This window comes from Marinagarivorans sp. (assembly GCF_982758155.1).
This window is the reverse complement of sequence record NZ_CEXWTU010000133.1, coordinates 1-13383: the sequence shown is the minus strand read 5'-3', so window position 1 is coordinate 13383 and position 13383 is coordinate 1. Positions and strand designations below refer to the sequence as shown.

At 44.4% G+C, this 13383-nt stretch carries 6 protein-coding genes; 4 read left to right on the top strand and 2 right to left on the bottom strand.

The window, feature by feature from the left end; translation table 11 throughout:
* The coding region (locus tag AC3A8L_RS13775) for a ligand-binding sensor domain-containing protein (protein WP_487962843.1) at window positions 1-1001 on the bottom strand (1001 nt) is incomplete at its 3' end.
* Window positions 1002-1836: 835 nt separating this feature from the next.
* On the opposite strand from AC3A8L_RS13775, the gene AC3A8L_RS13770 reads away from it, so the two are divergent.
* The 4 genes from AC3A8L_RS13770 (at window position 1837) to AC3A8L_RS13755 (ending at window position 11940) form a co-directional block, all read left to right on the top strand.
* Window positions 1837-7038, top strand: a complete 5202-nt coding sequence (locus tag AC3A8L_RS13770; RefSeq protein WP_487962842.1) for a carbohydrate-binding protein — start codon at window positions 1837-1839, stop codon at window positions 7036-7038.
* An 835-nt stretch (window positions 7039-7873) separates the two neighbouring features.
* Window positions 7874-9082 (top strand): pyridoxal phosphate-dependent aminotransferase, encoded by a 1209-nt coding sequence (locus tag AC3A8L_RS13765; protein ID WP_487962841.1) that lies wholly within the window; start codon window positions 7874-7876, stop codon window positions 9080-9082.
* Window positions 9083-9250: 168 nt separating this feature from the next.
* A complete protein-coding gene (locus AC3A8L_RS13760; RefSeq protein ID WP_487962844.1) occupies window positions 9251-10612 on the top strand; it encodes a PQQ-dependent sugar dehydrogenase in 1362 nt (453 codons plus the stop codon).
* A gap of 290 nt (window positions 10613-10902) precedes the next feature.
* Window positions 10903-11940, top strand: coding sequence for an IS110 family RNA-guided transposase (locus tag AC3A8L_RS13755; RefSeq protein WP_487962840.1), 1038 nt, complete (start codon window positions 10903-10905; stop codon window positions 11938-11940).
* 404 nt (window positions 11941-12344) lie between these two features.
* On the opposite strand, the gene AC3A8L_RS13750 is transcribed toward AC3A8L_RS13755, so the two are convergent.
* The gene (locus AC3A8L_RS13750) at window positions 12345-13235 is read right to left on the bottom strand and encodes a pseudouridine synthase (protein ID WP_487962839.1); all 891 of its coding nucleotides are present in this window, start codon (window positions 13233-13235) and stop codon (window positions 12345-12347) included.
* Window positions 13236-13383 lie beyond the last annotated feature (148 nt).

The following is a 13383-nucleotide window of genomic DNA, read 5'->3' as shown; positions in this document are numbered from 1 at the left end:
CCTAGCCATTGAGTACCGCTGCTATCGGCATAAATAGAACGGATAAAATTGTCCTGCTCGAGGGCATGAGAAAAGTCACCACTCGTTGGGTTGTAAACAGATATGCCTCTGTCACCCACGCCAGCCCACACATAGCGCTCACCACAGCGCAATGAATACACGTTCGAGGCCCCTATACCTTTAGGCTTCGCGGGGTCAAAACGGTAATGTTTAAAGCGCCCATGCCCTAGGTGGCGATTCAAACCATCGTAAGTTCCCACCCACATAGCGCCTTGCGGATCTTGGCAAATTTCACTTGCATGGGCTTGACTCAAACCTTGGTCGCCACTTTTTACTGAGCGATAGCGCTGAATCACCTTTTGGTTTTCGGGGTCGAAGACATCGACGCCGATATTTTTCAAACCGACCCATATGTCACCTTTGCTATCCTCAGCTAATGCCACTATGTGATTGCTGGCAAGGGACTCGGCATCCTCGGCAATAGCCCCAATGCGCTCAAAATCATCGCTCTGGGGCACGTAGCGCAGGAGTCCACCACCCCCGGTGCCGATCCACAATGTGCCGTCATGGGTTTTATGTAGCGCTAAAACATTGGTGCTGCTAATGCTGCGGGGGTTATCGGGTTCAACGTTATAGCGAATAAAGCGCCCTGTAGCGGCTTGATAGCGATTTAACCCCCAGTAGGTTGCCACCCATATATCGCCATTGGGCTCGGCGATCATCGCATTCACATTATTGGTCGATATGGAATAGAGATCGGGTTCGCTATGGGTAAAAATTTTCGCGCTGTAACCATCCCAGCGGGCAAGGCCGTGTACTCCGCCAAACCACATAAAGCCAAACGCATCTTGCACGATAGCGCGGATTTCACCGATAAGTTCTAGTTCAGGGTCACTAACATGCTTGAATTTCAGGTTGCTGATATCGACTTGAGTCTCTATAGGCTCGCCATATGCGGCGGCACCTTGAGCAGCTGCCATTAATACAAAAAGCGCTCGCACAAGCGATAGCCTCAGTAAAAGACCGATTCTACGTGTTCCTCCAAACCAACGCGGCCTGTAGTAAACCTCCAAAACTTCACACCTCATCTAACATATAGAAAGCTGACACTTACAGTGTAGATAAGGGGCGAGGAAAAAATACTTTATTCAATGAATAAAGTATTTAGTGGCGCAGGCTATAAAGGTATAGGCCAGGCCTGCTCAAACCGTTGGGCAGGCACTCGTTTTGCTGCCGTTATTAGGCCAACGATAGCGCTGTTCAGGTAAGGGACGAGGCAATAGTAGTTTGCCCGATTAGACGAGGGAGCCTGTTTTCTCAGCAAGGCGCTCGAAGTTAAGCGGGTAGTAGGCTTTAGCGTGCGCGTCCCTAAGTCGCTGCTGGCTGATCAAACACAGCAATTCACCTAATTACAGGCCATAAAAAAGGCAGCTAACGCCGTGAAGCTTTAGCTGCCTTTGGGGGAAAATCTAGGAAATACGAAGTTTAGCGGGACACACACTCTAAAAATTTAGAGTGTGTGTCCCCTTAAGCTCAATAAATACTAGTTATTACTTGTATTCGCGGGCGTTGGCATTTAAGTAACATATTTTATATCGTGAATAATGATACAATTCAGGAGGGCTGTGCTGCTTGTTGGCATGCCGTTAGGCTTGGAGAGTTACCACGTTGCTCTCCATCAATTGCTCTAAATTCCCGTAAAACACTATGTGAAATAAATTCAGGTTATGTATCTCTAGGCTCTTTGTCTACTAGGTGGACCTGCATTCCAAATAGGTTAACCCAATAAAAGAGCCTATTTTTTACCAGACAACTATCAAGTAAAAAGGAGTAACGATGAAATCCTTATTTAATACTAGATATATGCGATTATTTACTTTATCGCTTATATCGGCGGCATTAGTTTCCTGCACACAAAATCATGTTTTAAGCTCACCCGAGGGAACCACAACAACGCATGTTCAGAATTCGGGTGTCTTAGTGTATGCGCCGAGATCAGCATATGCCGAGAAAGTAACTTTTTCTGCTAAAGACAGCTTAATTAATCGGCCAGATACCCCGCTATCGCTATTTTTTGACAATCACCGTCCTGATTTTGATCCAGAAAACTTCGAATACGCAAAGAATATAATAATCACCAATATCACAAATCAACTTAGCGGAGAACGTTACATTGCTGATATTGTAAGGCAGGTAGTCGAAAAGTATAAAGGGGACGTCATTAAACCTGACGATACTAATAAAGAAGAAGAAAAGGAAAGAAATGTTGATTTGTTGGTTCGTGTATTAACGTATAATCTTGGCTTCCTGAATTATAGTAACGCGCAAAGTCAAGATATATACAATATACTTGATTGCATCAGCGGGAAGAAAAAAGAAGCAGACGTAATAGAAGAGAAAGGCTATTGTAGGGATGTATATTCCTACGAAATAGCACAAAAAGTATGGAAGGAAACTGTCGATGTATCTTCTCAACACTACAATATTTTTATCAACGATTTAAAAATAAATCTTGTAGAAAAAGATTTTCTTAAATATGTCATCGATAATGCAATCGATCATCGTCAAGACCTATTTTTATCGCAGGGAAGCAGGACTCAGTTGCTCGATGAAGCGGCGACCAAGTTGAATACGTTTCTAGATAGCAATATCGGTGAGCAATACGCTACGATGTTTTCCGAGAATAGATATTCACTTTGGGATTTATATATTAAAACTCTAAATGAAGGGAATGGCGTAACTGCTAACTCTCCTAATGAACTCCCATCATTACTAGTAACCCAGTTTAATTCAGACGAACTTAAAGCATTTTCAAATGAATTAAGGAAATCACTGAGAAAAAAATTATTAGAGAGTAACGCCCCCGCCAAAGCAATGAGCAGTGCGTTAGATGGCTACCTACAGAAGCTTAAACCTAATGCCAACGAAAATAGCGAATCAACGCTGAAAAAAATAACACAAAAAATTAGTAGAAAAGACCTGCAGCAGTCTTATAAGAATCTGCAGGGATCAGCCAATAGCTACATTGCAAAACGTACTGAAGTTGAATCACAGCAGAACACTGTAAGTACGAATAAAAACAAAAGGGATGCAGCGATAACCGATGCTCTAGGAAGCATTAGTGCTATGCAAGGCAACCATCCAGATAATATAGTGATTGGACTCGATGATATTACTAAATTAAGCTCGACGAATATACTTGGAGGCGATTCTTCATCGCCGAGCTCCCTCGTTGAATACGCCTTATTAGTTGCTGATTCAGCTAGCGATAGCAATACACCATTATTATCGGGCGATGCAAAAAAGGTTATTTCTAGCGCGCGCGAAAAAATCCTTGAGCAGGTGAAAAAATTTAAGGAACAGGATGTAAAAAAAGTTTCGAAACAACAAAAAGAATATTGGGCAAAGTATAAAGAATTATTAAGCCAATATAATGTTAATGAGGATGCTAAAGCTAATGCAGCAGCGTTACATATTGGAAAGCTTGATAATGATAAAAGAATTAATGATGATTTTTATCAAAAGTTAAATGGCGCTCAGGAAGAAATTTATTCTGCAGTTCGTGAAATTTTCGAAAATGAGGAATTAAAAGGCTATGTAAAAGATACTCCTTCCCCCTCTAGAATCGTCAATCACTATCAAAAACTAGATGATTTAATGGGTTCCGGTGATAATGAATTAAAAAGAATTGAAAAGCTTAAAAAATCCCGTGAAGAAATCTATCGGATTTGGAGCGCTAGCGCGTTAAATGCAGAAAAAACTAATAAAGAATTAATAAGGGACGTAGCAATTACACAGGCGGATTGGCTTAAGTCTGTGGGGCAGTATGATCAAAAAAAGCAAGCCTTGGAAGGTCTCAATAAAAAATATAATGAGAATTGGGGAACTTTTTTTAATAAGTATAACGTTGAGGCCGGCAAGGTTGTTGCTGCGACCGAGCCAGCCGCAGGAAAAACCGATTTACAAAATGGTTTTAAATCGATAATACATAATGTAAAGATTGAACTCGACAATATACTCGTAGGCGCCACACCGAAAGATGGCAGCCAAGTTTTGACTGATCTTGACGGCTTACTGGCATACGGAAGTATTACTGATTGGTGGGGAAGCACTGAAAAGTCTAAAATGGCGGCAGTGCAACGTTTTTCTGCGCTATTTAATAAGCATATAAATTTGTTAGGTAGTGATAAGCCTGCTTTAGCTGCGCTTTTAGAAAGTGATTATATTAAGTTTGGCTCGAGTGCTTTACGCCGTGAGGGCATTGTCACTATCCCTAGTGCTTTCTCTAGTGCTTTCTCTAGTGCGGTCAAGTTGGAGCAAGGGGAGCTTACCCTCGGGAGAAATAAAGAAATATTAAAACGAGTGCTTTATCAACCTAAGCATAGTTTTTTATTTGGTTTTGGTGTTGTAAATAAGACGCGCGTGGATACCTTTAAAACAGAGCTGTATCAAAAATTTAGCAACCTATCTGACTTAGCTTTAGCGCTTGAAAAGGAGCGTACAGCTGATTATGACTATTGGTGGCTTACACTTTACCCCAAGGCGATTCCCTTGGGTAATAATTCACTCGAGGGAACAAGCGTTATTGAAGTGAGCTTCCCGACAAGCATAACCCCTAAGGAACAGTATGAACGTTGGTTTCACGATCAAATGGGGGTGATTAAAACAGATGCAGAGAATGAAAAGGTGGGCGTAGAGCCGGGCCGGCCATACCGTAATAAAAATTATCGCGAAAGCCAAAAAGTCACACAGAATCCAACCCCAGAAAAGTATGAATGGAAGTATCGCGTACGTGCAGCGGCATCTGTATTGAGTGATTTTTTGGTGGTTTTGGATTCCTCAAGTCTCTCTGAAAAATATAACTTTTTACGCCCGCAATTACTGTCCTCTCTTGCTGAGCTATCGGAAAAACCAAAGACTAATGCTACTTTCCATAAAAGTGAGGAGGATGTCTTCTATAGAGATCGCTATTCTTCGGCTTTAGATTTGTTAATGAATACTTATAATGAAAATAGGGATAAGAATTGGGCTAAATGTAAATCTTTTAATGAAAAGATAGATAAATTTTTAGAAAATAAAAATTCTACCTCTAGTACCTCTAGTACCTCTAGTACCTCTAGTACCTCTAGTACCTCTAGTATCTCTAGTATCTCTAGTACCTCTAGCATCTCGAGTGCCTCGAACACCTCCAGCATCACCAGCTCATCAGTCACAATTATTCTCGATACTGATAACGATGGTGTAGTCGATACTCTCGATCAATGTGAGGCAACGCCACCCGGCACCCTTGTGGATGAAACTGGGTGCCTATGGATTGTCGAGGTGCATCGGGTAGAAGCTGAAAGCTATGTTCTAGCCAACGACACCACCCCCGGTAATGAAGGTACGGCAAGCCTATGCAACTACAAAGGCTTGGATGTCGACATTCAAGATTCAGAAGATATCGACGGTACCTGTAACCTAGGATGGGCAACAACGGGGGAGTGGATTGATTACGCGATTAACGTTGCAGGTGGCGAATATACTCTTCACTCCCGTGAGGCCAGCACTGGAAATACAGGCTCTTTTGAAGTATTTATCGACGGAAAGTCCGTCGCAAATCACAATATAATAAACACCGGTGGTTGGCAAAATTGGCGTACAAATACTGTTGGTACATTTAATATAATGAGTGGGGAGCACACCCTTCGTATACTTATTAAAGGGAGTGGATTCAACCTGAACTGGGTTGAATTTGAAGAGCTAATTCCTGACGAAGATAAAGATGGCGTTGCCGACATAAACGACGACTGCCCCGGCACAGCAGCAAATAAAACCGTCGATGTACACGGTTGTGCAAATGACAATGACGGCGATGGCATTCCCAACAATGTGGATGAATGTGATGACTCGCCAAGTATGTCGCGCGTGAATAACGCAGGCTGCCCCCTCATAAACGAAGACACGAAAATAATCCATACCATTACCGTTCTTATCGACTTTGAAGACGCGCCAGCTGATATTCCCTTTGAAGAAGTCGAGCGCATGCTAAATAAACCGGGCCACACCAGCGACGACTATCTTATAAACGCTCGTGATTACTGGTTTGAAGTGAGCCGCCACAAGGTAGATGTTGTTAGTCATACATTTGGTTATTATCGTGCGCCACATCCCGCCAGCTATTATGAAGGGCTCACCTATCGAGCAGGAATTGACCTAGCAGCTGAGGCATTTAATTGGGTAAAAGCCAACAATCCTCATTTTAATTGGGACCAGCTAAGCCTAGAAACCGACGGTACGATTCTAGGCATGCAAGCTATTCTATCTAAGCGCATTCCGGCTTCAGGGGCTACGCACTACTTTAAGGGGAAATTTGAAGCGCCGAATGGCTACCCATCCGGGCAGCTCACAGGGCAAACGTTGTGGGATTATTTTCATAAATATCACGATTTTTTCACCCTTTTACACGAACAAGGCCACATGCTTTTTAGTTGGCCGGATCTTTACAATGTACATGGGGGCAGGGGCACCGGCAATTATGAGCTTATGTCCAGCAACAGCCCCATGCTAGGGGTTCCGAATGGATCATTACTTGCCGATGTAGGCTGGGTAGATACGCTCAGGCCAACTGAAAACCAAACCATCACGCTCGACGAAAACGGTACTACAGTAGTGCGCATTCAAAACCCCAATGTGCCAGAAGAATATTTTATTATCGAAGCTCGCAACAATAAACCTTTAAGCGCTCAACGTATTCCCGGTGCCAATCGAGGTTTATTTATTTGGCATGTTGATAAACGCGTGAGCGGTAATCGAGGTGTTAATAGAAGTACAGGCGCTCACTATCAAATTAGTCTTGAGCAGGCTGATGGCCGCATGGATTTAGAAAATAACGTTAATGGTGCAGATATGGGTGATGTATTTGGCCCAGAACATTCATTTAACGACAACTCCAACCCTAGCGCAAAATGGTGGAATGGAAGCCATTCAGGTTTAAATATTCACAATATTCAATACTTAGAGAATGACCAAATTCGCTTTGATATTGAAATCAATTAACGAAGAAATTATTCGCGAAGATAAAAATGGAAGCCCATTTCGAATTAGCGGTAAGGCAGGAAGTCGTTATCGGGGAGCATAAGGGGCGAGGCAATAATAGTTTGTCCAAATTAGACACAGGGTCCTGCTTTCTCAGCAAGGCGTTCGATAAGGCGCATGCCTGGGCCTGTATTCAGCCCCAACCTCAAATATTTTTTGGTCAATCGCCAAAAAGCAATCACATACATGCATGGGTAGCGGTTAAGCCGGCTTCTTATAAATCGACAAATAACTTGTGATTCGGGGAATATTTCCTGCGTCTCACATCGACCTAAAGCATCCGGATATTTATTGAGGGGACGGCAACCATTAGCTACGTCGCCATTTTTTGCTTCTTGATAACGGCTCTCTGGCTAGCGCTGTGTAAAATTCAATAAGCGCCTCACGCGTCGCGCTAGCGCCAAAACTCAATCAGTAGACCGGTTGGAGCGCCTCACTCTCACAAAAAATTTTATTCTTTTGAAAGTTAGCCTATAGCGATTTTAATAAAAAACTTGAACTGAGTATCAAACCTGCCACACACATAACTTGTGCGATGAATAACATTGAAGCACAGTCTGCTGCACGACTCGCCCATGTATTGATTACATTTCGTTGGCCATACTAACTCATCCGCCCTCGCCCCGGCTTACCCTTTCAGCCTTACAGCCTTACAGCAGGGTCTTATCCGTAGCGTATTGCCGCAGGCTTCTGAGCTGAAAACGATAGTATTCCATTCCCAATATCGCCCACTATTAAAGACTTAATCTTTTCGATTAAACTTTTAATTATGAGAGGCCACACAGGATAATATATTTTGCCAAGCATTAAAGACAACAATAATTTTGACGTATCTCTATTTGAAAAAACAACTCACAACCCTTCATTCGCAAGCTTGACTAATAACTTCGAGCAAACTCACAACCTAAAAGATTACTGCATCCCTGTTAATACTTATTTTCCACCTCAAGGCGTCATGGATCAACTGATGGCAAAAATACCATCGGCGCTAAAATACTACCCTAGCGCGAACGAATCGATTGCTGCGAATATTGCACAGTTTTCTGGGGTGGATAACCCCGATTGGATTATTGCCGGCAATGGCTCTACAGAAATCATATCGTGGTTAAACTCCTTGTTTATCAAAGACAGTCTTTTTGTGCCGGTGCCATCTTTTGGCCGATGGATAGAAGAGCCTCAGGGGCTGGGCGTTGACGTTAAAACAATGAACCACCTTGACGAAAAACATCAAGAAATAGCAGCTGAGGACTATGTAAACCGGGTTATCGCGAGCAAGGCCCGCAATGCCGTTATTTGCAACCCTAATAATCCAACAGGCACACTCTTCTCAAGGGAGGATATTCTTTGGATACTGGGCCAACTTAAAGACTTGGACAATATTATTATTGATGAATCTTTTATCGATTTTTCTGGCGATACCCCGCCTTCGATAAAAAATGATGTGCATCGCTTTCATAACGCCTGGGTTCTAAAAAGCCTAGGCAAGAATTTAGGGCTTCACGGCTTACGTATGGGTTACGCCATTAGCTGCCAAAAAAATATTCAAAGAATGAAGAACCACCTACCGTACTGGAATGTTAATGGCATTACCGAGATGCTGCTATCTCTTATAAAAAATCACCAGCAGGCGTATCACGCCAGTAGGCTAAAGACTATCGAAGATGCTATTTATTTGGCTCAGCGTATCGAGGAAATCCCAGAGTTTACCGTCTACCCCACGCACGCCAATTTTATCTTTGTAAAGCTATGCCCCAGCATTGATGGTGAAAAATTACGCAACAACATGCTACAAAACCATGCATGCTTAATTCGGAATTGCGGCAATAAATTAGGCTCCAGCAAGCAGTACTTCCGGATAGCCGCTAGACCCGCAGACGATATTAATTTTTTAACCGACGCAATGAAGCTTGAAATCAACCGATTATTGCAAGAAACACAAAGAACCCTCAAAAGCGAGGTTAAGAACACTAAAGTTAACAGCCTATTGGATCACCACAACGAATAGACATCACACGAGAAATGCCACTTGAATACCGTAATGAGTGCAGCACAAGAAGAAATACACCAAAACTGTGAGTAACTGCCCAATTTACTTCGCATACCTGTAGTTAAAACCCGGTAATCCTTGGTACGGTGCATCTTATTATTTAAGTAGTTACAGGAGAACAGCGTGATGACTAAAGTGGGTGAGAAACTCGGTATCGCAGCAAAGGTATCATTACTGGCAAGCCTTACAGCTCTTACGGCCTGTAATGGCGGCAATAGTACGCCATCAAGTAGCACTGAAACTATGGTGAGCAGTGCCATTACACAAAGTAGTGCCGCCTCATCAAGCTTGCCTGCTGTGGCATCCAGCAGCATAAGTAGTGCCGCAAGTAGCGCGCCGATAATGCGCCCAAGTGGGCCACCGGTTAATGCGGGCGCTGCTAATGCGCCCGAACAATCACCCGCCTTTGCCGAGCAGACGCGTGCGCCAGAAGTTAACTCTGATATTGAATACAACGTGCAAGTTCTGGCGACCAACGAAGCTGTGCCCTGGGGCATAGATTTCTTGCCTGATGGTCGCATTCTTATGACGTTACGCAATGGTGGGATGCGAATTGTATCTACGGACGGTAACGTTATTCGAGTCACTGGAACACCAGACTTGTACACCAGTTTCCAGGGTGGCTTGCTGGACGTAAAAATCGACCCCGATTTTGCGAATTCTAGAATGGTGTACTTCAGCTATGCCGAAAACCGTGAAGCCGGCAAAAATGGCACCACGGTCGCGCGAGCGCGCCTCTCTGATGACGAATCACGCTTTGAGAACCTTGAGGTTATTTTTCGCCAGCAACCCGCCTGGGATTCACAATTGCACTTTGGTTCGCGCTTAGTCTGGGCACAAGACGGCACTTTGTTTGTTACCCTCGGTGAACGATCGCTTGCCGAACCACGGAAGCTTGCCCAAACACTGGACAACACCTTGGGTAAAGTTGTGCGTATTAATGCCGACGGCTCAACCCCAGCAGACAACCCCTTTGTTAACACCAACGGTGCCAATGGCGAAATATGGTCGTACGGCCACCGCAACGTACAAGGTGCTGCACTGCACCCACAAACGGGTAAGCTTTGGACCATAGAGCACGGCCCCAAAGGCGGAGACGAAATAAACATTCCACAAGCTGGATTAAATTATGGCTGGCCTATAATTACCTACGGCGAAGATTACAACAGTACGCCCATTGGCGCGGGCATTACCGCGATGGCAGGCATGGAGCAACCCACATACTACTGGGACCCCGTAATCGCCCCTTCAGATATGACCTTCTACACAGGAGACTTATTTGAACAATGGAAAGGCAATATCCTTATCGCGTCGCTAAACCCTGGTGGCCTCGTTCGCCTAATGCTAGATGGCTCTACCGTGATTGGCGAAGAACGGCTTCTTACCTACCTTGGCCGCGTGCGCGATGTAGCGCAAGGCCCAGACGGCGCCATTTATGCCACCTCGGATAATAGCCAGTACAGCTTAGTCCGCATTACACCGCGTTAATATCAAACGAACCGCATGGCCAATGGCGACGCAATAGCGCCATTGTAACTATTCAGCCATGCGGAAATAGGCCGGCAAACTGATCATTTTCCGGGCCGCTCAAGCCATCCCTGGTCGCTATGCAAGCGTTCCAGACGCTTGAATGCCCAGAAAATAATCAATTCGCCTTTTGGGTAGTCGTTATTTCGAGTCCACCTGAATAAATGGAATGGTTCGCCTCTCCCCTAACGGCGTCAATTGCGCCAAAATTGAGTTGAACAAAAACAATTCGAGAGAAAGAGGCGAACCACATGAACGATTATACGCAAAGTAAAGATGTTGAGATAATAGCGATTGATTTGGCTAAATCGAGCTTTCAGTTGCATGGTGTTAATCACTCGGGGCATAAAGTTGTTACCAAGAAGTTGACCCGCAAGCGGTTAAAAGTCTTCATGGTCAAGCTGTCTTCATGCCTAGTCATTATGGAGGCTTGCGGTAGTGCGCATTATTGGGGGCGGTTATTTCAATCTTATGGCCATCAGGTCAAACTTATTGCGCCGCAATTTGTTAAGCCTTTCGTGAAGTCAAACAAGAACGATGCCGCCGATGCCGAGGCGATTGCCGAAGCAGGTCAACGTCCCAATATGCGTTTTGTCAGTATTAAAAGCGTTGATCAGCAGGAAGTACTCGCCCTCCATCGAGTGCGTAGCCAAGCGGTAAAGAATCGAACAGCATTGGTTAATCAGGTGAGAGGCTTTTTACTTGAGCGCGGTATTGAAATACCGCGCGGACGTGAGCACGTTCGCAAGCACCTTGCTGAAATTATTAGTGGTCAGGACAATGATATCGGTATTCGTTTTCGCCACTTATTGCAGGATTTATATGATGACTTAGTGGCATTGGATGCTCGCATAGAGCGCTACAATAAAGACTTTGCCATCAGCGCCCAAGAATGCAAATTAATCCAAAGGTTAATGAGTATTCCAGGAATTGGCCCGCAGACGGCGAGCGCCATAGTGGCGTCAATTGGCGATATCACGTTATTTAAAAATGCCCGCGAGTTGGCCGCTTTTTTAGGACTGGTCCCAAGGCAGTACTCAACGGGAGGGCGCCCCACACTATTGGGGATCAGCAAGCGCGGAGATGTTTACCTTCGAACGCTACTCATTCATGGCGCCAGATCGGTATTGCAGCGCGTAGAGAAAAAAGACGATGCGGTGAGCCAGTGGGCCAAGAGCTTGGTGCAGCGACGCGGCAAAAATGTTGCGGCGGTTGCCTTGGCCAACAAAATGGCACGTGTTGTTTATGCGCTATTAAGCAAGGAGGAAAATTATCATGCGCCAGCATAAAGACTTGAACGATTTAAGTGACAAGCGTTAACGTTAGAAAATGTAGCCGGAAACGGCCAGCCCTGTTGCGATGAGAAAATCACTGTAATGGCATGAAAGGTAAGTCCTGCGCTCGAACACCCTGTTTGTAACTAAGGCACCCTACGGGTAGACCGCTGAATAGATAAGGGCCGAGTCGTGCGTATTTCCATTAGGGCCAGAAGGCAATAAATGCCTTCATAAACAGGCCGGATATAAGACTGCAACTTTTCCTTCATGAGTACATGTTTTTTTCTTGCAATGAGAGGCGAACCATATAAGTTACGCGCTATTAGACTCTAATGTCACCACCCTACACCACGCCTAAACCCACTTTTTTCACCCTACAAAAAAGAGCCCACCAAAAATAATATTTTTCTAATGGTTTACATCAGCGTTAATTCGTTACCGGCACTAAAACACCTTAATGCCTGAGTCACGGGATCAACAAACTGAAGGGTTTTGGCCAGTAACTGCAAAGGTGCAGAATAATTATCCGCCGACTCTGGCTGTAATTCTGGATAATATTTATCATTCAATATAGGCCAACCCAATGCCTGCATATGCAGCCGTAATTGATGGGTTTTACCCGTAACAGGGTTTAACTCAAACAAGGCTTTGTGGTTGGATTGTTTTAAACATCGAATCACCGAATGGCTATTAGCCTCGCCTTTCACCACCTGCATGCAAAAACGTGGCTCAGACTTAACCAGTCGATTTTTTACTTCCCACTCTTGGCCAACAAGATTTTCATCAGCCTTAATATTAGAAATAGCCTGGTAGGTTTTGTGTATTTGTCGCGCCTCAAATAAAGCATGGTAAAGATGGCGCGAATCAGGATTTACAGAAAACATGACCAAACCGGCAGTCACTCTATCCAAGCGGTGCAATGCTTGTAAGGCATCGATACCCATGCTGCGCCGCAAGCGATTCTGTAAACATTCATTCACATAGATACCGCCAGGGGTTACCGGAAGAAAATGCGGCTTATAGGCCACTAAAATATGGCTATCTTGAAAAATGACAGTCTCATCAAACGGAATGATCGGCTCGCGTTCAACCTCGCGATAATAGTAAATGCGTTGCTGTGGCTGAAAAGGAGATTGCGCATTAATCAGTGTGCCATCGTAGTAATGCACCTTGCCATCTACCATGCGCTGTCGCCAAACATGGGCATCAATGTAGGGAAATTTAATAATCAAATATTCCAGCACCGTTGCAACGCCGGGGTTAACCTGCGGTAAACTCAGCTTCGATGGCTGCCTAGAAATTGTCATTGAATAATCCAAATTTTGGACTATAACATTTGCCAATAAGGGACGTGCACGGAATAAGTTGCTGGAATTTGGGTTTGTGGGCGCTTGCCTGGCGAGGCCAAAATATGGCGTAAGGGGCGAGGCAATAATAGTTTGTCCAATTAGACGA